The sequence below is a fragment of the Brevibacterium renqingii genome (genome assembly GCF_017808095.1).
GTDB lineage: Bacteria > Actinomycetota > Actinomycetes > Actinomycetales > Brevibacteriaceae > Brevibacterium > Brevibacterium renqingii.
Genome location: NZ_JADBHG010000005.1, coordinates 194,513 through 218,205, shown reverse-complemented (window position 1 = coordinate 218,205; position 23,693 = coordinate 194,513). Strand labels below are relative to the sequence as shown.

The following is a 23,693-nucleotide window of genomic DNA, read 5'->3' as shown; positions in this document are numbered from 1 at the left end:
CATGACCGACACCGGCGCACAGGCCCTGGCCGCGCTCCTCGACCCGGATCACGGGGTCTTCACCACCGGCGGCTTCGCCACGGGGCAGGGGCCCGGACTCGACCTCGTCTCACCGATCGACGGGGAGCTCATCGGCACCGTCCGCGAAGCCTCCGGACATCAGCTCGACTCGGCGGTCGCCTCCGCCCGCCGCACCTTCAGTGAGGGCTCCTGGTCGGCCGATGGGGCGCATCGCGCGAAGGTGCTGCGCCGCCTGGCCGATCTCGTCGTCGACAACGCCGAGCAGATCGCCTACCTCGACGCCATCGAGGCAGGCAAGGTCTTCACCGACAGTGTGGCAGAAGACGTCGAGGACGTCGCGTCCAACCTCCGGTTCTTCGCGGACCTCATCTCCCGCGATGACGGCCGCTACCTGCAGGGGCCCGAGGGCTGGGGCTGGGTGCGCAAGATCCCCGTCGGCGTCGTCGGGGCCGTCCTGCCATGGAACTACCCGATCGCCATGCTCGGGTGGAAGGTGGCACCGGCGCTGGCCGCCGGCAATGCGATGATCATCAAACCCTCGGAGGACTCGACGCTCAGCGCTCTGCACTTCGCAGGGCTGGCGCAGCAGGCAGGGGTGCCCGACGGCATCCTCCACGTCCTCACCGGCACCGGCCCGAACATCGGGGAGGCTATGGGGCTGCATGCCGGCATCGATGTGCTCACCTTCACCGGCTCCGGTCCTGTCGGACGCTCTTTCCTCGAGTCCTCCGCGAAGTCGAACCTCAAGAAGGTCTCGCTCGAATTGGGCGGGCGCGCGGTCTACATCGTCGATGCTGAACATGCCACCGACTTCGCTGCCATCGCCGCCGACATCGCCGGTGCCGCATTCGGAACCAGCGGACAGAACTGCACGGCCTCCTCCCGTGTGATCTTCGTCGGCGACGATGACGCGGACTTCCAACAGTTCCGCGAGGCGCTCGTCGCCGTCACCGAGGGGCTGACGGTCGGCGATCCTCTCGTCGAGGGCACCGATATCGGTCCCGTGATCAACAAGAAGGCCCGCGACCGGATCTCCGCCTGGGTCGATGAAGCAGTGGGCAAGGGCGCGAGCATCATCAATACCACCGCCGAGGTGCCTTCCGCAGGGACCTGGTTCCCACCGACGGTCATCGATGGTGTGCCCGAGGACAGCGAGCTCGGACGCGGCGAGATCTTCGGACCGCTCACCCAGCTGCTGCGCACCTCGAGCCGTGATGAGGCCGTGAGCGCGATCAACGACGAAGCCTACGGTCTGGCGTCGACCGTATGGTGTGAGGACCTGGGCACCACGAAGTGGTGGTCCAATCGTATACGGGTCGGAACCCTGGCGGTCAACGGCTACAGCGAAGGGACCGTGGCCACTCCGTTCGGCGGCCTGCGCCAGTCCGGGTTCTGGGGTCGCGACAACGGCCCCGAGGCGCTCGAGACCTACCAGGAGACGATGACGGTCTGGATCGCTGGGAACTGAGCAGGGCCGGTGGGACCTAAGATGGGTTCATGACCGCTCTGACCGACGACCTCGAGACCGAGATCCGGCGCCTGCGTGTGCGCATCATCGGATTGGACTCGCGCCGACTCGACGAGCCCGGCGGAGGGCCGGAGACCGGTGCCGACACGGGGCGGACGGCGAAGTCCCGCCGGGAGACCATCGAGAGAGCGCTCGCCGAATTCTCCGACATCGCCTCGGGCGGGCGCGCTGTGCCCGACCTCGGCGATGCGAGCCTGGCCGACCAGGTCGTCGTGCTGCTGGACCACGGTCGGAGCGTGGGCCAGAGCCTGCCCGAGGCAGAGCGTGACGCGATGCTCACTGAGCTCCTCGACGCCGCAGTCGCCCTGCGCCGCGGACTGGCCTGACCCTGCGCCGACTGCCGAACCGAGCTCGGCTCATGCACACTCCCGGGCGTCTTCGATCTCGACCCTGAGAAGCGTGTGAGTCGACCGACGGAACGCTGTATGCTCAGCCCCAGCAGTCAGCGTTCCGACATCACAGTGAGGTGGTTGAAACATGTTCGGCCTTCCGGCGGCAACGGTCGCCATCATCTTCGGGATCCCCGCGGTCTGGGTGCTCTACACCCTTGTGTTCGTCTATCTTTCGCGCGGCTGGAAGGCAGAGGACGTGGCAGAGGATCGCGCATTGCTGAACGGCGGTGGCGGCAGCCCGCGTCCCGGTGGCGACGACACCGGCCCGGCCGCCTCGGCGAACGGGGGAGCGGCGTGAACATCGAAACCTGGTTCCTCGTCATCTACTTCGTCGCGATGGCCGCCATCGGGGTGGCCACGCTGAAGATGGGCAACAAGGACAGCGAGGGCTTCCTGCTCGGCGGGCGCAGCCTCGGACCGGCGGTGACGGCCCTGCGCCTGCAGTCCTCATCGATGTCCGGCTACATGTTCCTCGGGGCCGGTTCGCTGGCATACACGAAGGGCTACTTCTCGCTGTGGTATGCGATGGGCGACATCGGCGGAGGCGTCCTCAACCTCTCGATCCTCGGTCGGCGGATGCGCAAGCTCTCGCAGATCCTCGGGTCCCTGACCTCGATCGAATACCTCGAACACCGCTACCCTTCGCGGTGGATCCGCGCGATCGCGGCCCCGATCGCTGTGGCCTGCATCTTCTTCTACGTCATGACCCAGTTCATCGCCGGCGGCCGCGGACTCGAGATGGTCACCGGCATCCCGTACGCCTGGGCCCTGCTCATCGCCGTCGGCGTCATCGTCTTCTACACCTTCCTCGGAGGCTACCTCGCGGTGGCCTACACGGACTTCGTGCAGGCGATCATCATGCTCATCGGCATGCTGTGGATCCTCATCGGCACGATGCAGGCCATCGGCGGCTGGACGGCCGGCAACGAAGCCGTCGGTGAGATCAACCCGAACCTGCTGACCATGTGGGGCCCGGACGGCATCGAGTCCGTCCAATGGGGCGTCATCATCGGCGCGGTCCTCGTGTTCTCCATCGGCTACATGGGGTGGCCGCACGTCAACGTCAGCCATATGGCGATGAAGCGCCCCTCGGTCGCGCGCACCGCGAGTATGTACGCCACCGGCTTCAACCTGCTGTTCATCCCCGCCCCCTACATCGTCGGTGTCATGGCGCTCATCCTGTTGCCCACGCTCGACAATCCGGAGCTCGCGGTCTTCCAGGTCGCCGACACCGTGCTGCCGAACTTCGCCGTCGGCATCGTCATGGCCGGCATCATGGCCGCGATCATGTCCACCGCCGATGCGCTGCTGCTGCAGTCGGGCACGATCGCCAGCCAGGACCTGTTCCGGCGCTTCGTCAAACCGGACATGACCGACAGGCAGTCCGTGTGGATCTCACGGTTCACAGTCCTCATCCTCGCGATCATCGGCTACTGGGTCGCCGTCAACGACCCGCCCTCGGTCGCCGAGGTCGCGATCTTCGCGACCACCGTCCTCGGAGCTGCCTTCGTGCCCGTCTACGTGGCCGCGGCGTGGTGGAAGAAGGCGAACGTACCCGGGGCGATCGTGTCCATGATCCTCGGCACCATCTCGTCCGTGGGTTGGCAGCTGGCCGGCCTCGTCGACAGCACCGGGATCGACCCGATGGGCATCGGAATCGTGTGCTCGACGCTTGCGATCATCATCGTCTCTCTGGCCACGCAGCGCTCTCATCCTGTGCCCGAGCATGTACTCGCCGCCCTCGAAGAGACCGAGAAGATCGGTGCCATTCCCGCTCACATGCTCGCCGGGCAGAACGACGCCCTGGCCGGGCAGGTGCCGAAGGAGGCAGAAGAGAAATGAGTGCCGAGCTCGGCGCCGAGTCGTGGGACGACCTGTCCGTCGTCGACCCCGTGCGGATGCATCCGAACATCACCGGCGCCGAGGCGCTCGCCGTCTTCCAACGCAAGCTGCCGGGTGCCGTCGCCGAGGGGCGAGAAGTGCACCACCCGTTCTGGTGGGCTCCGCTGCGGGTGAGGACCCGAGGACTGCTGAGGCGGGAGTCTCACGGTCCGGGGCAGGAGATGAACGTATTCGTCAATGCTGTGACCGGACGCGCGATGATCGCCGACTTCACTCCCGGCGGCACAGTGGAGGCGGGGGAGGCGTGGTCGACCATTCTGGATGAGCATGGAGGTCAGTCACGACTGCCGAGTCGGTCCGAGGCGGAGCGGACGGCGCGTGCATTGGCCCGGGCAAAGGTCGTCAAAACGGTGAAGCTCGGTATGGGGATCGAGATCTCAACGGCCGACGGGCACGGCCTGCACGGGGTGCTCAAACCCAATTGGCTCGTCACCGGAGCGAACTCGAAGCACTCGGCGACGATCCTCGTCGACGGCCTCGATTCCTCCCACTACATCGTGCGAGTGGAGAAGCTCGACAGGAACGGGGCTGCGCTTCGGTGACAGCGGGTTCCGGCGGAGCTGCGACGGAGACGGGTCAGCCCCAGTTCTTCGCATCGGAGATGCAGAAGGGGTGGCCTGCGGGATCGATGAGCACGACCCAGGACTCACCGGGCTGAGGATCGGCGAGTGCGGCGCCGAGTTCCACACAGCGGTCAGCTGCCGCCCGGACGTCATCGGCGGCGAGATCGAGGTGGAACTGCTTATGCCCGTCGTCGGGCCAGTCCGGTGGCCGGTAGTCGGGAATCGTGCCGATGCCCAAGGCATGGCTGGGGCCGGTCAGCATGGCATAGTTCTCGTCTGCATAGACCATCGGCCACCCGAGAACCGCGGAATAGAATTCGCCGAGTGCTGCAGCATCGGGGGCATCGAGGGTGACCATGGCCAGTCGGGCGACAGGTGCAGGGGCAGCGGCGTCGGCGACGGTCGACGTGCTGACGGTCTGGGCATCGGTCTTCTGTGTGTCAGTCATGTCTGACATTCTTGTGCCATGGACGATGTCGTCGCTAGGAAAAATGCGTCAGCAGAGGGAGGGACGCCTCAGCACTTCTTCGGGCGTGTGCTCAGACCCGGCGAGCTGCTCGACCACGCGAGCTATTCGACTCCGCGCATGGTCTCGGAGCGGCTGCGGCCCTTCGTGAAACGCTACTGGGCCGTCACATGGGACTTTCCGGACGGCGAGAGCTATCAGACGTCGACGGTCTCGGAACCGACCATCAACCTGACTTTCGAATTCGGGTCCAGCAGACGGGTGAGCACCGACGGACCAGGCGTATGGGTGACCGGACCGGTGACAGAGCGGCGCTTCGATGTGGGCATCTTCGGTCGGGGAGGGGTACTCGGGGTGAACTTCCATCTCGGCGCCACACTGGCGTTCTCGGATCGGGCGCCGTCGATCATCCGCAACTCGACCGTGGCCGCCGCCGAATGGTTTCCCACACTGGAGGCCGACCTCGGACTGGCCGAGGCTTTCTCACCGGTGCCCATCGCCGCGTCCGGACTGCGCCGGACTGAGGCAGCGGCGGTCGGTGAACCACAGGTCGATCGCGACCCCGTTGTTCCCGATATCGTTGCTCTGGCCGAGTCGGTCGAGAATTGGCTGCTCTCCCGGCGCCCGGAGATGACTCAGGGCTACAGTCGCCTGAAACATGTGCTGGACGTCCTCGCCGACCCCGAGGTCGTCAGTCTGCAGATCCTGTCCCGTCGTACGGGGATCGGCGAGCGCACACTGCAGCGGATGTTCGACCGATACTGTGGTGTCGGCGTGAAGAAGATCCTGGCTCGCGCTCGGATCATCGACGCCGTCGGCGCCATCGATTGCGGGTGGGACGGGTCCTTGGCCGATCTCGGGATTCACTTCGGGTGGTACGACCAATCCCATTTCAGCGCCGACTTCCTCCGCGTGACCGGGTTCAGCCCGCGGGAGTACTCGCAGAGGGCATCTGCGCGGGTCAATCGGGGATGATCCCCCTGCCGTCGACCTTCGGGATGGCGACGAGCAGCTTCTGCGTATTGAACAGTTAAGACACGGACAAGTCGGTCTATTGCCGTCTTGCGAAGATGAGGCCCCCGGGTCGCTCCTCGTCCGGGCCGATGACCGTCTCCGAAACGATGACGAATCCTGACGCCCGCAGCCATCCGGTCATCGTCTCCGGCTCTCGTCGATGGCTGTCGAGGCTGATCCGGGCTCCCATATATCCTTCGTCTGTATGGCGAACATCGGTCCCGACGGGGAAGCCCAAGAGGAGCAGACCGTCGCCGCGTAACACGCGGTGGAACTCGTCGATGACTCCTGGCATGGCGTCGTCGGGGATGTGGACGGTCGACCAGAAGGCCAGGGCACCGGCCAAAGAGCCTTCGGGCAGGTCGAGATCGGTCATCGTTCCGACCTCGAATCTGATCTCGGGATAGTCACGGTGGGCGATGGCGACCATTTCGGGCGAGAGGTCGATGCCGAAAGAGTCGACGCCGAGCCGGTGAAGATGGGCAGTCACATATCCGGGGCCGCAGCCGATGTCGGCGACAGGTCCTCCTCCCACCTCGGCGATCATCTCAGCGAAGATCTGGAGACCGGAACGCAGGTGCGGGTGCCCGGCGAGGAGCCCACGGACCTGTTCAGCGTACCCGGCCGCGTCGATGTCGTAGGATCTGCGGATCTGGGACAGCCACGTCGTCGATGTCGCAGCGGCTTCGGAATCCGCCCGCGAGCTGCGTGCGCCGCGGCTCAGAAGATGGTCGCGGAGCACCGGCAGCAGCGTGCTCCATGCTGGTGGAGGGGGCGTCTCATGGCCCATCCCGTCGAGCACGAGAAGAGTGGAGTCGGGACCATCCGTGCCAGAGCCTCACCGTGTGGCAGCGGGAACATCGGATCGGATGCACCGTGGACGACCAATGTCGGTGCTCGGATCGCTGCCGGGTCGACGGTCGTCTCGGCAGCGATCAGGAAATGATTGGCCTCCGCGGCTGCGATGTCTCCGCCGCGCCGGATTTCGAGTGCTGCGATGGCGCGGATGCGGGCCTCGTCGAATCCCCACGAGCCTGCAAAGGGGCGTTCGCCCTCGACCCGGTGGGTGAGGACAGCGTCCGGATCGAACCAATCGATGTGACTGTCGCCGGAGAAGGTCGCCTGAACCGATTCCGTCGGCGGCGGCAGAGGGGGCGGCGTACCGCCCGCCGGGGAAGTCGCGATGAGGGTCAGTGTCCTCACTCGGCCCGGGAACTCCACAGCGATGGTCTGGGCGATTCCGCCTCCCATCGATACTCCGATCAGATGAGCGGAGTCGATGCCGAATGAGTCGAGGATGCGCACAGGATCGCTCGCGAACTCAACGGCCGAATATCCCGGATACCCAGGTGGAGAAGTCGTCGACCGACCGGTGTCCCTGTGGTCGTAGCGGATGACCTGGTAACCCTCATCGCGGATGAGCCCGCAGAACTCGGGTGTCCACCAGTCCATGGACTGTGCGGCACCGGCGATGAGCAGGACGGCAGGGTCATCGGGTGCGCCGAATCGGTCGACGCAGAGAGCGGCGTCCTCGAACTCGACCGATTCCATGACAGCGGCCTCCCCGTTGACAGCCCTGTGGAGAACCGAGTCTATCGACGGAATCTGCGCATTTCACCCCTCTTTCAGGCGTTCGTCCGTGATCACGCCCGCGAACGGGCCAGCAGGTACACGAAGTACGGGGCGCCGATGAGGGCGACGATGAGGCCGGCGGGAATCTGAGCGGGGGCGATGATCGTACGACCGATCGCATCGGCGGCGACGAGTCCACCGGCACCGAGCAGCATGGACACCGGCAGCACGCGGGCATGCTGCGCCCCGACGAGGGCTCTGGCCGCATGCGGAGCGACGAGGCCGATGAAGCCGACCACGCCGACGGCCGAGACGCTGACGGCGGCGAGCACCGCTGCTGTGATGAGCACACCGAGGCGCACGGGTTCACGGGCGACCCCGACCAGCCTCGGCGTATCATCGTCGAGAGCCAGGAGGTCGAGTTCCCGAGTCCACACGAACGCCAATGGAATCGCGATGACGAGTGCAAGGGTCACCGGTGCGACATCGGCCCAGACCCGCCCGTAAGTCGACCCGGACAGCCAGGTGAACAGGGCAGGGGTGTCCCAGGGATTGGCGCGGATGAGGAAGAGCGTGGTCAGCGCCGTGAACCCGTACCACATGCCGATGCCGACGAGAACGAGACGATCCGTATTCATCCCGGCCCGCCAGGCGAGGGCATAGACGAGGGCGAAGGCCACCAGTGCCCCGATGATCCCGACCGTCGAGATCAGGACGACGGTGGCGCCGGGCACCAGTGTGATGACCACGACCGCCCCGAGCCCGGCTCCTCCGGTGATGCCGAGCAGGCCGGGTTCGGCCAGAGGGTTGCGGGCGCTGGCCTGCACGAGAGCGCCTGAGAGTCCGAGGGCCGCTCCGGCAGCCAGCGCTGCGGCCACTCGTGGGGCACGCGAGTCGAAGGCGAAGTTGATGACAGGGGTCGCCTGGCCGGTGAGCCACAGCGAGACATCGCCGAGGAGGTAGAAACGTTCGCCGGTCAGCAGCGCAAGGATCGCGGCGGCACCGACGAGCACGCAGCCGCCGACGATGACGACGGCCGCCCGCCGGGCCCCGTGAATCCGCGAGCGTGCTGCAGAAGTAGCCTGGGCAGGACTCGCGGTGCGCATCGATCGTGCGAGGGCGATGAGGACGACGGCGCCGACGATCGTCGTCGTCACTCCCGACGGCAGCGTGATCGCCTCGTCGGCTCCGACGATGGCGCGCAGCAGCGCATCGGCGAAGATGACGATGATCGCGCCGATGAGTGCGGTCGCAGGAATCATCACCGCATGCTTGCCCAGCGCCGGGACCAGCCGCCCGAGCAGTCGGGCGATGACAGGGGCGCAGAGTCCGACGAATCCGATCGGTCCCGCCAGAGTCACCGCCGTGGCGGTGAGGAGCACGGCGAGCAGGATTCCGATGGCCCGGGTCGAGCGGATCGGCACTCCGAGCACCGAGGCGGCGTCATCGCCGAGGCTGAGCAGGTCGAGGCGGCGGGAGAGCAGGATCGCTGCGATGACGATGAGCCCGATGACGGGAGAGCTGCGGACGGCGGCGGTGCCGTCGAGTTGATTGAGCGTACCCGAACCCCAGGAGACGAGGCTCGTCGTCTCCTCAGAAAAGAGGATGAGCAGCGTCGAGGTTCCCGCCTGCAGCGCCAATGCCGTCGCAGTGCCGGCGAGGACGAGTCGAGTCGTCGACGCGGCCGCCCCGCCGGCGAGTCCCAGCACGAGAGCCGCGGCGGCCAGACCACCGACGAAGGCGACCCCGCCGGAGGCCCACACCGGGACGGCGACGCCGAGGGCCGTGACCACTGTGACCGCGAAGTACGACCCGCCCGTGACCGCGAGCGTGTCGGGCGAGGCCAGCGGATTGCGCGCCAGGGACTGGAACAGCGCACCGGCCACACCCAGGGCGATGCCGACGAGGATGCCCGCACCTGCGCGCGGCAGCCGGGACCCGAGCACGATGTCACGCGTGCTGGGACCTGCCTCGGCGGGGGAGGCCGTACCGGTTGCGGCCGCGACCAGATCTCGGACACCGATTCCCGAGGTGCCCTGCGTGATGTGCCAGGCGCAGAGCAGCGTGAGGACGCACACCAGTCCGAGGAGGATTCCGGCGGCGGAGAGGACGCCGACGGCTCCGACCTTCTGCGCGGACGCGTCGGCTGTCTTTGCGGACGGTGCCTCGGCCGCGGTGGTGGGCATTGTCGTGGGCACGGTCACGGGCTACTTCGTCAGAGCGTCGACGTAGGCGTCGAGGGCCTGCTCGGAGGACTTGGGGCCTCCGAAGGTCCAGATGCCGGAGGGAAACGCATAGGTGCGGTCGTCCTTGACGGCGGGGATGTTCGCCCAGATGTCGTTCTTCTTCAGCAGCTCGACGTAGTCCTCGGACTCGGGGTCTTCGGTGCCGGTGTAGAAGAAGTTCGCGTCGCCGACCTTCGAGATGCCCTCGATGTCGGTCTGACCCAGCCCATAGGCCGGATCGACCTCGCCGGTCCAGGCGTTCTTCAGCCCCAGCTCTTCGCCGAGTTCGCCGATGAGCGAGCCCTGGCCGAAGGGCCGGATGGCGACATTCGAGCCGTTGACCCATCCGTCGAAGTAGACGAACTCCTTGGTTGCCAGATCGGCTTCGGCGATGGCTTTCTTCGACTCGGTGACCTTGGCGTCGAAGTCGGCGAGTACGGATTCGGCCCGTTCGGTCCGTCCGGTGGCCTCGGCGACAGTGGTGAAGGTGTCCTTCATGTATTTCACGGGGTCCTCGCCGTCGGCTCCGGCCATCGCCATGACCGGGATGCCCTGGTCCTCGAGCTGACCGACGATCTTGTCATCGCGGTTCGTCGTTTCGATGATGACCAGATCGGGGTCGGCCGACAGGATCGACTCGACGTTGGGTTCCTGGCGGGTGCCGACGTCGGTGGTTCCCTCGGGCAGCTTCTCTGCCGTGTCCCAGGTGGTGAAGCCCTTCGCATCGGCCACAGCGACGGGGTCTACACACAGGGAGAGGAGGTCCTCGGTGTACTGCCACTCGAGTGAGACGACCTTCGCCGCCGGTTCGTCGAGCGAGATCTCGTGTCCGGTGTCGTCCTTGACGGAGACCGGTTCTGTCGAGGCGGTGCTCGAATCGTCCGCACACGAGGCGGAGGTCGTGGACTTCGCATCGGCGGCGTCGGTGTCGGTGGTTCCGCATCCGGTCAGGGCGAGAGCGCAGATCGCCGTTGCCGAGGCGAACGTGGCGAAAGCGGTGCGCGGCAGGTGTGTTCTGGTCATTGTCTTCCTTCTATGGGCCGATCATCGATCGGAGGGTGGGTGGAGCACGGATGAACGGGGTGCTTCAGGTCGAAACGGCGGACCGCCGGTGTCGCCGCTGCAGAGCCTCGACCCTGACGAGTCCCGTGTCCTCGTCGACGCGGGTGCTGATCGGAACCCCGTAGACGTCGCTGAGGACATCGGCCGTGAAGACCTCCTCGCAGGTGCCGGCGGAGCGGATATGTCCCTGATCGAGAAGGATCACGTGGTCGGCCACCGTGGTTGCATGTCCGAGATCGTGGAGGACGACCCCGACGGCGATGCCGTGGTCGTCGGCGAGTTCGCGCATGAGATCGAGGATCTCCGCCTGGTAGCGCAGGTCGAGGTGATTCGTCGGTTCGTCGAGCAGCAGCACACCGGTGTCCTGTGCCAGGCATGTCGCCAGCCAGACGCGCTGCAGTTCACCGCCCGAGAGCTGATCGACAGGGCGTTCGGCCATGCGGGCCGTTCCGGTGAGCTCGAGTGCACGACCGATGGCCGTGCGGTCCGCGTCCGTGAGAGCGGCGAAGCGTCGGCGGTGCGGATGGCGACCGTAGGCGACGATCTCGCGGACGCTCACGCCGGAGGGGTGCGGACGGGACTGAGACAGAAGCGTGACGACTCGTGCGAATTCCTTGGCCGTCAGGGCGCTCGAAGCCGTGTCGGTGCCGTCGGCGGTGACGACGACGTCGCCGGAGGCGATCGGGTGGAGACGGGCCAAGGAGCGCAGGACAGTCGACTTGCCTGATCCGTTGGGGCCGAGAAGCGCCGTCACTCGACCGGGAGCGATCGACAGGCTGACGCCGTGGACGACGGAAGGTCCGCCGTAGCACAGGGTGAGGTCTGTGGCAGTCAATGCAGTAGGGTTCACAAATGCTTAGCCTAACCTAACCGTCCGTGATTCGTGATGCGCTTGAGAAGTCGTCGGTGGCGACAGCGGTTCCCGGAGGCGCCGGTTGGCCTTCTTCGTTGGCGTTCGTCCAGGCAGGACCGCCGGAGCGAGTCGGAGCTGTGCCGTGCATCACTGATGTCAGTCCCGGCGTATATGGTGGCCCCTCGACCGTAGGATGGGTGAGGAGACGAGGAGGAGCAGATGAGATTCATCGCCACGGGGGACTGGCAGCTGGGTATGACAGCTCACTACCTCAGCCAGGAGGCCCGCCCGCGGTTTCACCGGGCCCGGCTCGATGCTGTCGCGCGCATCGGCGAGGTGGCTGCTGAGAAAGGCGCGGAATTCGTCCTCGTCTGCGGAGACGTCTTCGAGACCAATCAGCTCGACCGAGCAATCATCGCCCGTGCCTTCGAAGTCCTCGCCTCCTTCACGGTCCCCGTCGTTCTGCTCCCGGGCAACCACGATCCGTTGGACGCGTCATCGATCTACGATTCCCCGGCGTTCGTCTCCCGAGTGCCCGGGCACGTCCATGTGCTGCGTGACAGCGAACCGTTCGAAGTCGTTCCCGGAATCGAGATCGTCGGAGCTCCGTGGTTCTCCAAACATCCCCAAGGCGACCTCGTCGCGGCAGCGACGGCCGACCTCGCCGAGGTGGCCGCTGGCGCCGTCCGCATCATCGCCGGCCACGGCGCCGTGAGCGTCCTCGACCCCGATCGGGAATCCCTGGCGACGATCGACACGGACAATCTGCAGACCCTGCTGCGTGAGGATCGGGCCCAATTCGTCGCCCTCGGCGACAGGCACGCCACCTACGAGGTCGCCGAGAGGATCTGGTACCCCGGAGCGCCCGAGGTGACCTCGCGGAGAGAGGACGATCCCGGCAATATCCTCCTCGTCGACATCGACCGCGACAGCCATCTGGCCGGGGTAGAGAAGATCCCTGTCGGAACCTGGACCTATACGGTCATCGAAGCCGACCTCAACTCGGACGAGGACGTGGCCGAGTTCGAACAGCGGCTGAACGCAATGCCGGACAAGGATCGGACCGCGATCTGGCTCGTGCTGCGAGGCACACTGCCGACCGCGGCGAAGGCACGGCTCGACGACATCCTCGACCATTTCACCGACCTGTTCGCGCTCGTCTCCCTGTGGGAGCGGCACATGGACCTGGCCGTCATCGCCGCCGACGAGGACTTCGCCGATCTTGGCCTGAGCGGGTATCTGCAAGAGGCCCTCGACGAACTGTCCGAGCAGGCGGCCGGCGACGGTGAGGACGCCGTCACGGCCCAGGACGCCCTGGGCCTGCTCTTCCGATTCGCCAGGAGCGGTTCATGAGACTCCATTCCATCAGCCTCGTCGACTATCGGGGAATCACCGATGCCACCGTCGAATTCGGTTCGGGAGTGACGATCGTCGAGGGGCCGAACGAGATCGGCAAGTCCTCCATTCACCAGGCGATCACTCAACTGCGGGAGGACAAGGCCAGCTCTCGAAAAGCCAGCATCAAGGACACGCAGCCCGTCGGCTCCGATGTCGGCCCCCAGGTCGAACTGCACCTGAGCACGGGAGGATACGAGCTCCGGTACCGCAAGCGGTGGCTCAAGCAGCCATTCACCGAGTTGAACATTCTGCACCCCGTGCCCGAGCAGCTCAGCGGGGACGAGGCCCACGAACGATTTCTCAGCATCCTCGACGAGACGGTCGACGTGGATCTGCTCGACGCTCTTGATGTCGCGCAGGGCAGAAGCCTGGCTCAGGCGCCGCTGGCCGAGATCAAGGCTCTGCACGGTGCCTTGAACGACTCCGGGGAGGAGCCGGCCGACCATGATGCCTTCCTCGATCGTGTCGAATCCGAATACCTGTCGTTCTTCACTGCCAAGGGCAAGGAGACGGGAGAGCTGAAGAAGCTTGCTGAGGAGGTCCCTGCCGCAGCCGAGCAGTTCCGTGAACTCAACGAGCGCAGCAAAGAGTTGGACGCGCTCGTGGACAGGCATGCTCGGGCGACCGAACGGCTGACGTCCGTGCGTGCCCAGCTCAGTGCGGCCGTCACCGAACGTGACGAGGCAGAAGAGGCCTCGAAAGCAGTCTCCGGGCTCAAGGCCGAACTCGATCGGGCCGTGGAGCTGGCCGAGTCGGCGGAGCGCGAGGAGCAGCGGGCCGAGGAGGCCAGGGAGCGCCGTCTCGCCCTCATCGCTGAAACCGAATCTGCCGCAGAAGCGGTGCAGGCCGCCGAGGTGGACCTCGAGCGGGCCGTGGGCGCCCAACGGGACAAGGACACCGAATTCGCCGCCGCGCAGAAGACGCTCGAAGGGAAACAGGCCGATCTCGATCAGGCCCGGGCAAGGGCGAAGTCCGCGTCCACCGACTTGGCCAAGGCTCGAGCCCGACGCGAAGTGAGTGAACTGCGCAGGAGGCTGTCGAGCATCCGCGAACAGGAGCGCCGAGCGACCGAAGCGAAGGCGACGATCGGGTCGATCACCGTCACGGCCAAGAACGTCGAGCGCCTGAGCGCCTTGGTCACCGAAGTGCGCATCGCGCAGAATTCGAAGACTGCCGCTGCCGCGCAGATCGTCGCCCGACGCCTCGGCGACGCCGCAATCAGCATCGATGGCACGGAACTGCCCGACGGCTCCACCGAGGAATTCGCCGTCGTCAGAGATACGCGGATCCTCGTCGACTCAGTCCTCGACATCACTGTGCGCCCCGGCCAGTCGCCGGCGGAACTCGACCGGGCAGTCGAAAAAGCGCAGACCGCGCTCGACTCCGAGCTCGATCGTCTCGGTGTCGAAAGCCTCGACCAAGCCCGGCAGCGCGCCGACGTCCGGACCGACGCCGAGGCGGTTCTGGCGGAGACGAGGGCGACGCTGCGTGTGCTCATCGGCGGCGACGACCGTGCGGAACTCGATTCTGCCCTGTCGCGGGCAGAGCACCTGGCCGGGCAGTCTCCGGAGACAGGTGGCACAAGCGGCTCGTCCGGCGACTCCGCCGGCGAGTCGGACGTCGAGACCATCGAGGATCAGGTCGCGATCGACGAACTCGAATCGGCCGTCGAATCGACTGCTGCAGTGGTCGACTCCGCACAGGAGGCAGTCGACAGAGCCCGAGTCGTGCTCGAGCGCAGCCGCGCCGAGCGTGATGAGACGCGGGTGGCGGCGGTGCGAGCGCAGACGACCCGCGAACAGGCGACGACGACATCGGACAATCTCATTTCACGTCTTGCCGCGGATCGGGAGGCGAACTCCGATGAGGCACTCGATGAGGCGCTGACCGCGGCGAAGAGCCAGTCGGAGAAGTCGACGGTCCAGGTCGCCGCGGCGCGTTCGCGCTATGCAGAATCCGATCCCGAGACCCTGGAGATGCGGCTGCAGAATGCGCACCAACTCGTCGACAGCAAGCAGAAGCAGCTGGAGACCGACCGAGAGGAAGTCGACCGGCTCTCCGCGCTCATCGATGACCGCGCGAGCGAAGGCATCTACGACAAGCTCAAAGCCGCAGAGGAGTCGTTGACGTCTCTGCAGTCGAGACAGGCCCGTCTGCGTCGGCAGGCCGATGCGATCAGATTGCTGCGTGAGACGGTGCTCGCCCACAAGGAGGAGGCCCAGCGGAAGTACGTGGCTCCATTCAAGGAGCAGATCGAGAGACTGGGACGGGTGATCTTCGGACAGGGACTGTCAGTGGAGATCTCCGAGGGCCTCGAGATCGTCTCCCGTACGCTCGACGGTCGAACCGTGGCCTTCGAATCGCTGTCCGGTGGGACGAAGGAGCAGCTGGCGCTCATCGGTCGGCTCGCCGTGGCCACTCTGGTCGACGACAGCACTGGGGCTCCGGTCATCCTCGACGATGCCTTCGGCTTCGCCGATGAGAAGCGGCTGGCAGCGCTCAACGTCATCCTCGGCAACGTCGGCCGGAATGCGCAGGTCATCCTGCTCACCTGCCAGCCCGGTCGTTTCGGTGCCATCGGCGGAGCGCAGACAGTCAGCCTCGCGTGAGACGAGCGGAGTCGACCTGACAACGTCGTCACTCTGCAGGCGTCGCCGCCTCGCGCGCTGCCTCGGCGGCCTCGACGGCATCGGCGCGAATCGTGCGCCGCAGGATCTTGCCCGAACTCGTCTTCGGCAGCTGATCGATGAATGTCACCCGGTGCGGGGCCTTGTACGAGGCCAGATGCTCGCGACAGTAGGCGATGACCTCTTCGGCTGTCGCCTCTGCCCCCGGCTGCAGAGTGACGAAAGCGGCGACATCCTCTCCGCGATACTCGTCGGGAATGCCGACGACCGCAGCCTCCTGGATGGCCGGATGGGTGTAGAGGACGTCCTCGACTTCGCGCGGCCAGACCTTGAAGCCGGAGGCGTTGATCATGTCCTTCTTCCGGTCGACGATGAACAGCCAACCGTCCTCGCGCATGAATCCGACATCGCCGGTGTGCAGCTCGCCATTGGGGATCTGCTCCTCGGTCGCCTGAGGGTTGTTGAGGTATTCGCGAACCACCTGCGGTCCGGAGATGGCGACCTCGCCGACTTCACCCGGCCCGACTGGTTCGCCGTCATCATCGAGGATGCGGATCAACACGTCGGGCTGAGGAAGGCCGCAGGCGAGGTTGCCGCTGTCGGGATCGACAGGTGCTTGGAATCCGTGAGGAACGGTTGCCACCTGAGCACAGGTCTCCGAGAGCCCGTAGCCTTGGCCGACATAGATGTCTGCTCTCTGCTCGAACTTCTTGACCAGACCCTCGGGCAGCGGCGCACCGCCGGACATCAGGGACTTGAACGACGCGAACTTCTCGGCGGCGAAATCCGGGTGAGCCATCATCGCCGTGTAGATGGTTGCCGGTCCGGCCATATACGCCGGCTTCTCCCGATCGCACAGGGCGATGAGCGAGCCCGGCTCGAACCGATAGTTGAGGATGAGCCGCGCCCCGCCGGCGACCGCGGCGAGGAACTGGCAGACGAACCCGGTGATATGGAACAGCGGGGCGAGTGAGACGTAGCCGTCTCCGGGGCCGAGCATGGGGTTGCGCAGGCAGTACCGCGAATTGCTCGAGATGTTGGCGTGAGTCGCCGCCGCGCCCTTCGACCGGCCCGAAGTCCCCGACGTGTACGCGATGAGCGCGAGGTCATCGACGGCCGGTGAGAGCGGGGTGAAGTCGGTGTCGAGGCGCTCTCTGACGGCTGCTTCGAAATCCGGGAGATCGGGCACCTCCGGCAGTGCGTCGAACATCGCGAAGATCGCCTCGGGCCCTTCCGTCTGGAAGCTCCGATCATCGCTGAGGACGACGAGCGGAAGATCGGTCGCATAGTCCCTGACCCGATTGAGGTAAGCCGCCTTCGAGACGATGAGCCCCTTGACCTCGGCATCGCTGAAGATATGCTCGAGCTCGCCGCGATACATGGGGTTGAGCGGGACGACAGCGGCACCGGCCTTCCAGATCGCATAGGTCGAGACGACGAACGCCGGCGTGTTCTGCTCGTAGATTCCGATCCGGTCTCCGGGTTCGACTCCCTGTTCTGCGAGGAAGGCGGCGAAGGCGGTCGACCAGCGGTCGAACTCCTTCCAGGTCAGCCTGAAACCGTAGTAGGTGATGGCCTCCTCATCGCCGCGGGCCCCAACCGTCGCGGCGAGGTCGGCCAGAGGGGTCGAATCCTCGAGTACATAGGGCTCCTGGGCGATCTCACCCAGAGTGGTGATCCAGGGTCGTGTCTCGAACCAGCTGCTCGTCATTGAACGTCCTCTCTCGGATGGTCCTTGCAATTGGGTGGTGTCGGCGGCGGATCAGCGGTGTTTCTTCAGCTCATTGCGCGCGATGGAGCGCTTGTGCACCTCGTCGGGCCCGTCGGCCAGGCGCAGAGTGCGCATATGGGCCCAGAACCTGGCCAACGGGAAGTCATCGGTGACTCCGCCGCCGCCATGGACCTGGATCGCCCGGTCGAGGACCTTCAGGGCCATCGTGGGGGCGACGACTTTGATCTCGGCGATCTCGTTCTTCGCGACCTTGTTGCCGTACTTGTCCATCATGTCTGCGGCATGCAGGGTCAGCAGCCGGGCCTGATCGATCTCGATTCGGGATTCGGCGATCCAGTCCTGGATGTTCGACCGGTTCGAGAGCTTCTCCCCGAAGGTCACGCGTTCCTCGGCGCGCTTGACCATGAGTTCGAGTGCTCGTTCGGCGACCCCGATGGCGCGCATGCAGTGGTGGATGCGCCCGGGCCCCAGCCGTGCCTGACTGATGGCGAAGCCTTCGCCCTCGCCCTTGAGGATGTCCTTGAAGGGCACAAGCACATCCTCGAACAGGATCTCCGCATGCCCCTCTCGGTCGGCATAGCCGAAGACGGGAAGGTTGCGCACGACTTTCACTCCCGGGGCGTCGATGGGCACGACGAGCATGGACTGCTGACGGTGCACTTCTGCGCTGGGATCTGTCTTGCCCATGACGATGAGGACTCGGCAGTTGGGGTGCATACCGTTGGAGGCGAACCATTTGCGTCCGTTGAGCAGGAATCCTTCTGTGGTGCGTTCCATGCGCATCTCGACGTTCGTAGCATCGGAGCTTGCGACCGCGGGCTCGGTCATCGCGAAGGCCGAGGCCATCGTTCCCTCGAGCAGCGGACGCAGGTACTTCTCCTTGTGCTCATCGGTGCCGAAGAGGGTGAAGACCTCCATATTGCCCGTGTCCGGAGCGTTGCAGTTGATCGCCTCGGGCGCGAGTTCGATGCTGCGGCCGGTGATCTCGGCCAGCGGGGCGTATTCGAGGTTCGTCAGGCCCGGGCCCCATTCGCGATGCGGGTGGAACAGGTTCCACAGACCCTGACGTTTCGCCTCGGCCTTGAGATCCTCGAGGATCTGCGGCTGGGTGTGCGGGCTGGCCGTGGCAGCCATCTGTTCGGCGTAGACGGGCTCGGCCGGGTAGACGAATTCGTCCATGAACGCATTGAGGCGGTCCTGAAAGTCGCGTCCGCGTTCGGTCGTTTCCAGCAAGGTGTGCTCCTTATTCTCCGTTGAGGCGAGTCTGATAGCGGGACATCCCACGCAGCCAGCGGTCGTAATCGCTGCCCTTCATGCGGTACATCTCGAGCACTTCGGGGTGAGGCAGGATGAGGAACTGTTCATGCTCGACGGCATCGATGACGATGGAGGCGACCTGCTCGGGTTCGAGGACAGTGCCGGCCTCCGTGACCGCTCTCTGCGCAGCCCCGCCGCCGGCTCCCGCATCGCCGAGCAGGTTCGTGTTCACACCCATCGGGCACACCACCGAGGCGCGGATGCCGTCATCGCGATACGTCACCGACAGCCATTCCGCGAAGCCGACCGAGGCATGCTTGGTCACCGAGTACGCAGCCGAGCCGATCTGGGTGAGCAGTCCCGCCGCCGAGGCAGTCGCGACGAAATAGCCGGATCCGGCCGCCTTCCAGCGGGGCACGAGAGCCTGGGCGGCGCGGATATGGGCGCGCACGTTGACATCGATGATCGCATCCCACTCGGCATCGGAATCTCCGAGCATGGCCGGGCCGATGATTCCGGCATTGGCGAAGTACATGTCGACGCCGCCGAGGCGGTTGTCGGCGAAGGCGATGAGCTCGCCGACGCCAGCGACCGAGGAAACGTCCCCGACCCAGGAATGGGCGTGCGGTCCAGCACCATCGGAGTCACCGTGTGAACCAGCGGCCAGGTGCTCAGCGGTCTGCTTGACCGTGGGGGAGAGATCGGCGAGGACGACCGAGGCGCCGCGGCTGATGAGCTTGGCGGCCAGAGCTGCGCCGATTCCGCCGGCGGCACCGGTGACGATGACACGGGCACCGTCGACGCTCCGGGAGCTCATGCCTGCTCCAGCAGAGTCAGCGCCTGCTGCGCGAGGTCCTCGACTCCGGCCCCGGCGGCCTCCGGATCGAGGTCGAGATCGCCCATCTTCCCGGTCGCGAGCCGAGTGTAGACGCCTTCGCGGATACATGCGAGCTTCCACATCGCGAAGGCCGAATAGTAGCCGACATCGTGGACTTCGTGGCCGCTGGCCTCCTGATAGCGGTCGATGAGCTCGTCCGTCGACGGGAAGCCGTCCTCGGCGGTCGGCACCCAGATGCTCGTGTACTCTTCGGGCACGGTGAGCATGGCGATGAAGTAGCCGAGGTCGGTGAGCACCTCCCCGACAGCGGTGAGCTCCCAGTCGACGACGGCATTGACCGCTCCGCTGGGGGAGAAGATGAGGTTGTTGGGTTTGTAGTCGCCGTGGGCGATGCCCACGGGACTGCCCGCGGGGTCGGGCATGGATTTCAGCAGGACGTCGTGGACCTCGTGGATCATCGGGGTCTCACGCATCGCGATCTGCTCCACCTGGCCGAGCCATCGCCGCAGCTGACGTTCGATGAGACCCCCGGGCCGGCGCAGATCACCCAGTCCGACCTCGTCGATGTCGACCGCATGGATGGCTGCGAGGGTGTCGATCATCCCGAGAGCGCAGGAGCGTTTGTCGTCCGGGCCGGGCTCGTCGGGGATCCGCGCCCAGTCGTCGGGAGCGTTGATCGCAAAACCGGGGCAGTGGTCCATGAAGACGAAGGGCACATCGAGGACCTCGGGGTCGTCGACGATCTCGAGCACGTTGGGCACCGGGACGGCGCTGCCGGACAATGCCGACATGATCCGCCCCTCACGAGCGACGTTGTGCGCGCTGCCTCCCTCGTGGCCCAGAGGCGGGCGGCGGAGAACCCAGCGGGGACTGTCGGCGACAGTGATGGTGAATGTGAGGTTCGACCGGCCGATGGACATGACTTCGACGTCGAAGTCCCTGACTCCGAACCTCTGCTCGATCCATCTGCCGATGCTCTGCGCATCGAATCCTGCCGGTGCCTGCGTCATCCTTGACCTTCCCGAGTGAACAATCGTTCAGTAGAGTTCACAGTATTCAAAGCGGGCAGGGGAGTCAAGCCGTGAAAGTGACCGCCGTCACCGGCGCAGATGTGATAGGGCTTGAGCTATCGCCGCGGCGAGACGCCCACCGGGCCCGCACCCGACAACGACAGTGAGGACACCATGAAAGCCATCCGCGTCACCGCCCTGACCGGTCCCGATGATGTTGAGCTCGCCGAGGTGGAGCGTCCGAGCCCCGGCCCCGAGCAGGTCCTCATCGAAGTCGCCTATGCGGGCGTGACCTTCCCCGAGCTCCTGCAGACCCGCGGCATGTATCAGACGAAGCACGAGCTGCCCTTCGTCCTCGGCTCCGAGGCCTCGGGCATCGTCGCTGAGGCGGGTCCGGGCTCCCGCTTCTCCGTCGGTGATCGAGTGGCTGCGATCACGGGAGTCGCCACCTTCGCCGAGTACCTGCTCGCCGATGATGCCTCGACCATGGCGCTGCCGGACACCGTCAGCCTCGCCCACGGTGCGGGCATGCCGATGAACGTGCTCACCGCTGATTTCGCCCTCCGGGTCCGCGCCGGGGCTCAGCCGGGGCAGAGCGCGCTCGTCCACGGTGCTGCCGGCGGATTGGGTTCGGCGGCTGTGCAGATGGCGCTGGCGATGGAGCTCGAGGTCATCGCTGTCGTGTCCACGGAGGCGAAGGCCGCAGCGGTGCGAGAGCTCGGCGCCGATCACGTGGTGCTCGCCGACGGCTTCAAGGACGCGGCCAAGGAGATCAGCCCACGCGGGGTCGACTATGTCTTCGATCCCGTGGGAGGCGACCGCTTCACCGACTCCACGCGTGTGCTCGCCCCGTTCGGCCGCCTGCTCGTCCTCGGCTTCACCGCCGGGGAGATCCCGTCGGTCAAGGTCAACCGTCTGCTGCTGAAGAACATCTCGGTCGACGGGGTGGCTTGGGGTGCGGCAACGGTCGGCGATCGTTCCTTCATCGCCAGGCAGTGGGAGGCAGTCAGCGGGCATATCGCGGCGGGACGGCTCAATCCGCGCATCCACGCGACCTATCCGCTGGCCGAAGCCTCCCAGGCGCTCAGGGCACTCGATGAGCGTGCGGTCATGGGCAAGGTGCTCCTCGAAGCCGCGGGGGAGTGACGCTGCGCATCACCTCTTGTGTCGGGAGGCGATGTCGCGTCCGATGAGCTCCTTCATCACTTCGTTGGCGCCGCCGAAGATGGCCTGAATGCGGTTGTCCTTGAATGCTCGGGCGATGGGGAATTCGAGCATGTAGCCATAGCCGCCGAAGAGCTGCAGGCATCGGTTGACGACCTCGATCTCGAGATCGGACCCGAGGTACTTCGCCTTCGCCGCATCCACGGCGGTGAGTTCGCCGGCGTTGAGCGCGAGTGCGCAGCGGTCGACGAAGGCTTCGAGGGCGTCGACGCGCGTCTCGAGCTCGGCGAGTTCGAAGCGCGTGTTCTGGAAGTCGCCGATCGTCTGTCCGAAGGCCGGGCGCTCGAACACGTACTCAGCCGTCCATTCCAGGGCGGCGCGGGCCGCGGCGAGCGTGCCGGAGCCGATGAGCAGACGCTCGGTCGGCAGGTTGACCATGAGATGGATGAAGCCCCGATCGAGTTCGCCGAGCAGCGCCTCGGCGGGCACCCGGACGTCCGAGAAGGAGAGTTCGGCAGTGTCCTGCGCGTCCATGCCGAGCTTCCGCAGCTTCCGTCCGCGCTCGAATCCGGGGGTGTCGGCGTCGACGATGAACAGCGAGGTGCCGCGTGAGGCCTTGGCCTCCGTGTCGGTCCTGGCGACGACGATGACGAAGTCGCAGTGGATGCCGTTGGTGATGAAAGTCTTCGCTCCGTTGATCACCCAGTCATCGCCGTCGCGGACGGCCTTCGTCGTGATTCCCTGGAGATCCGAGCCGGCGTTGGGCTCGGTCATCGCGATCGCCCCGATCATCTCTCCCGAAGCCAGGCCGGTGAGATACTTCTCCTTCTGGGCCTGCGTGCCGAACGCCATGAGATATCCGGGCACGATGCCGTCGGAGACACCCCAACCGCTGGTGGCCGAGCCGACGCCCCGACGGGCGATCTCTTCGCTGCGGACCATGTCGAAGCGGAAGTCCGTGACCCCGGCACCGCCGAACTCCTCGGGGATGGTCAGACCGATGACGCCCGCCCGTGCGGCCCTGCACCACATCTCGCGATCGACGAGGTGATCCTCTTCCCACTGGTCGATATGGGGCACGACCTCCCGGTCGAGGAAGGCGGCGACGGTGCCGCGGAAGGCTTCGTGGTCCTCGTCGTACAGGTTTCTCTTCACGGTGTCGGTCCTCTTCTGCTGTGGTCGTCGGCGATCGGCTCACCGATGCGAGGGCTGCGGGGTCTCGCGCCGTGCGTGTGATCGTCCTCACTGATCGTGCGCTCAGCTTGACAGCTCAGGAAAAAACAGTCAACACGGACCGTAAATGTGAGATAGTCGTAACTGACGAGACTTGTCGAAGCAGACGGAGGACGCAGTGGACGCCCGCAACCAGGCCGATCGAACGGCGGTTTCGCGTGAGCTCATCCTCGACGCGACGATCGAATGCCTGCTCCGGGAGGGCTACTCCGCGACGACGACGGTCAAGGTCCAGTCCCTGGCCGGTGTCACCCGCGGACGCCTGCTCCACCACTTCCCGTCGAAACAGGCCCTGCTCACTGCCGCGGTCGCCCGCCTCGGCGAGCAACGGCTCGACCGACGGCTCGAGGACGGCGGGGACGAACTCGATCACATGCTCGACGCCGAACGCCCGGCCGACGACGAGGTGGGGCCGCGCATCGATTGGGCAGTCGTGAGCCTGTGGACGGGACTCATGCACAAGAGCTTCTTCTCCGCCCTCGAATTGTGGACGGCCTCGCGGACCGATGACGAGCTTGCTGACAGTGTGCGCAGCCATGAGAAGGTCGTACTGGACAAGGTCAGAGACAATGCGAAGGACCTGTTCGGCCCGGTCGTCGCCGCTGCCCCGGACTATGACGAGATCTTCACGATGCTGTTCGCGAGCATGCGGGGGATGGCGGTGACCTACACCTTCTCCCGCCGAGACCCTCGACATGAGCCGATGATCGCGACCTGGCAGTCGGTCGCACGCTCGCTGCTGTCGTACCATCTCGCCGAAGGCGGCGAGACTTCAGCTGCGCACTGACGGCGGAGAGCAGATCCGAGAACCCGAGCACCGGAAAAGCCGAACACAA

21 protein-coding genes are annotated in these 23,693 nt (G+C 65.9%); 10 read left to right on the top strand and 11 right to left on the bottom strand.

Annotated features, from left to right (window positions below; translation table 11 throughout):
* Position 1: 1 nt before the first annotated feature.
* The 5 genes from IIE29_RS11475 (at position 2) to IIE29_RS11455 (ending at position 4,385) form a co-directional block, all read left to right on the top strand.
* Positions 2-1,489, top strand: coding sequence for an aldehyde dehydrogenase family protein (locus tag IIE29_RS11475; RefSeq protein WP_209325383.1), 1,488 nt, complete (start codon positions 2-4; stop codon positions 1,487-1,489).
* Between the two features lie 29 nt (positions 1,490-1,518).
* Positions 1,519-1,875 (top strand): hypothetical protein, encoded by a 357-nt coding sequence (locus IIE29_RS11470; protein ID WP_209325382.1) that lies wholly within the window; start codon positions 1,519-1,521, stop codon positions 1,873-1,875.
* Positions 1,876-2,026: 151 nt separating this feature from the next.
* Entirely contained in the window at positions 2,027-2,239 is a 213-nt protein-coding gene (locus tag IIE29_RS11465; RefSeq protein WP_209325499.1) for a hypothetical protein, read from the top strand.
* The gene (locus IIE29_RS11460; protein WP_209325381.1) at positions 2,236-3,783 is read left to right on the top strand and encodes a sodium/proline symporter; all 1,548 of its coding nucleotides are present in this window, start codon (positions 2,236-2,238) and stop codon (positions 3,781-3,783) included. Before IIE29_RS11465 ends, IIE29_RS11460 begins: the two co-directional genes overlap by 4 nt.
* Complete coding sequence (locus IIE29_RS11455; protein WP_209325380.1) at positions 3,780-4,385, top strand: hypothetical protein; 606 nt, start codon at positions 3,780-3,782, stop codon at positions 4,383-4,385. The genes IIE29_RS11460 and IIE29_RS11455 overlap by 4 nt, the downstream gene beginning before the upstream one ends.
* A gap of 34 nt (positions 4,386-4,419) precedes the next feature.
* Here IIE29_RS11455 and IIE29_RS11450 read toward each other — a convergent pair whose 3' ends face one another.
* Complete coding sequence (locus IIE29_RS11450) at positions 4,420-4,854, bottom strand: VOC family protein (protein WP_246475902.1); 435 nt, start codon at positions 4,852-4,854, stop codon at positions 4,420-4,422.
* A gap of 18 nt (positions 4,855-4,872) precedes the next feature.
* Between IIE29_RS11450 and IIE29_RS11445 the strand changes: the two genes are divergently transcribed.
* Complete coding sequence (locus IIE29_RS11445; protein WP_209325378.1) at positions 4,873-5,847, top strand: helix-turn-helix domain-containing protein; 975 nt, start codon at positions 4,873-4,875, stop codon at positions 5,845-5,847.
* Positions 5,848-5,923: 76 nt separating this feature from the next.
* Here IIE29_RS11445 and IIE29_RS11440 read toward each other — a convergent pair whose 3' ends face one another.
* From IIE29_RS11440 to IIE29_RS11420, 5 genes are all read right to left on the bottom strand, one after another.
* Positions 5,924-6,628 carry a class I SAM-dependent methyltransferase gene (locus tag IIE29_RS11440; RefSeq protein ID WP_209325377.1) on the bottom strand — a complete coding sequence of 235 codons (705 nt, stop codon included), beginning with the start codon at positions 6,626-6,628 and terminating at the stop codon, positions 5,924-5,926.
* Complete coding sequence (locus IIE29_RS11435; RefSeq protein ID WP_209325376.1) at positions 6,607-7,437, bottom strand: alpha/beta fold hydrolase; 831 nt, start codon at positions 7,435-7,437, stop codon at positions 6,607-6,609. Before IIE29_RS11435 ends, IIE29_RS11440 begins: the two co-directional genes overlap by 22 nt.
* A gap of 92 nt (positions 7,438-7,529) precedes the next feature.
* A complete protein-coding gene (locus IIE29_RS11430) occupies positions 7,530-9,644 on the bottom strand; it encodes an iron ABC transporter permease (protein WP_209325491.1) in 2,115 nt (704 codons plus the stop codon).
* A gap of 21 nt (positions 9,645-9,665) precedes the next feature.
* The gene (locus IIE29_RS11425) at positions 9,666-10,706 is read right to left on the bottom strand and encodes an ABC transporter substrate-binding protein (protein ID WP_209325375.1); all 1,041 of its coding nucleotides are present in this window, start codon (positions 10,704-10,706) and stop codon (positions 9,666-9,668) included.
* A gap of 64 nt (positions 10,707-10,770) precedes the next feature.
* Complete coding sequence (locus IIE29_RS11420; protein WP_216629727.1) at positions 10,771-11,580, bottom strand: ABC transporter ATP-binding protein; 810 nt, start codon at positions 11,578-11,580, stop codon at positions 10,771-10,773.
* Positions 11,581-11,817: 237 nt separating this feature from the next.
* On the opposite strand from IIE29_RS11420, the gene IIE29_RS11415 reads away from it, so the two are divergent.
* Together IIE29_RS11415 and IIE29_RS11410 are read left to right on the top strand one after the other, a co-directional pair.
* Positions 11,818-12,951, top strand: coding sequence for a metallophosphoesterase family protein (locus IIE29_RS11415; RefSeq protein ID WP_209325373.1), 1,134 nt, complete (start codon positions 11,818-11,820; stop codon positions 12,949-12,951).
* On the top strand, positions 12,948-15,605 hold the full coding sequence (locus IIE29_RS11410) for an AAA family ATPase (RefSeq protein ID WP_209325372.1): 2,658 nt from the start codon (positions 12,948-12,950) through the stop codon (positions 15,603-15,605). Before IIE29_RS11415 ends, IIE29_RS11410 begins: the two co-directional genes overlap by 4 nt.
* Positions 15,606-15,633: 28 nt before the next feature.
* Here IIE29_RS11410 and IIE29_RS11405 read toward each other — a convergent pair whose 3' ends face one another.
* The 4 genes from IIE29_RS11405 to IIE29_RS11390 are packed head-to-tail and all read right to left on the bottom strand — an operon-like array spanning position 15,634 to position 20,460.
* Entirely contained in the window at positions 15,634-17,334 is a 1,701-nt protein-coding gene (locus tag IIE29_RS11405; protein ID WP_209325371.1) for a class I adenylate-forming enzyme family protein, read from the bottom strand.
* A 51-nt stretch (positions 17,335-17,385) separates the two neighbouring features.
* Entirely contained in the window at positions 17,386-18,588 is a 1,203-nt protein-coding gene (locus IIE29_RS11400) for an acyl-CoA dehydrogenase family protein (protein ID WP_209325370.1), read from the bottom strand.
* 10 nt (positions 18,589-18,598) lie between these two features.
* Positions 18,599-19,429: an SDR family oxidoreductase gene (locus tag IIE29_RS11395; RefSeq protein ID WP_209325369.1), complete on the bottom strand. Its 831-nt coding sequence runs from the start codon at positions 19,427-19,429 to the stop codon at positions 18,599-18,601.
* Positions 19,426-20,460 (bottom strand): phosphotransferase family protein, encoded by a 1,035-nt coding sequence (locus IIE29_RS11390; protein ID WP_209325368.1) that lies wholly within the window; start codon positions 20,458-20,460, stop codon positions 19,426-19,428. Before IIE29_RS11390 ends, IIE29_RS11395 begins: the two co-directional genes overlap by 4 nt.
* 174 nt (positions 20,461-20,634) lie before the next feature.
* Between IIE29_RS11390 and IIE29_RS11385 the strand changes: the two genes are divergently transcribed.
* Positions 20,635-21,606, top strand: coding sequence for an NADPH:quinone oxidoreductase family protein (locus tag IIE29_RS11385; RefSeq protein ID WP_209325367.1), 972 nt, complete (start codon positions 20,635-20,637; stop codon positions 21,604-21,606).
* A 9-nt stretch (positions 21,607-21,615) separates the two neighbouring features.
* Here IIE29_RS11385 and IIE29_RS11380 read toward each other — a convergent pair whose 3' ends face one another.
* Positions 21,616-22,779: an acyl-CoA dehydrogenase family protein gene (locus tag IIE29_RS11380; protein ID WP_209325366.1), complete on the bottom strand. Its 1,164-nt coding sequence runs from the start codon at positions 22,777-22,779 to the stop codon at positions 21,616-21,618.
* A 172-nt stretch (positions 22,780-22,951) separates the two neighbouring features.
* On the opposite strand from IIE29_RS11380, the gene IIE29_RS11375 reads away from it, so the two are divergent.
* Positions 22,952-23,644 (top strand): TetR/AcrR family transcriptional regulator, encoded by a 693-nt coding sequence (locus IIE29_RS11375; protein ID WP_209325365.1) that lies wholly within the window; start codon positions 22,952-22,954, stop codon positions 23,642-23,644.
* The last annotated feature ends 49 nt before the right edge of the window (positions 23,645-23,693 follow it).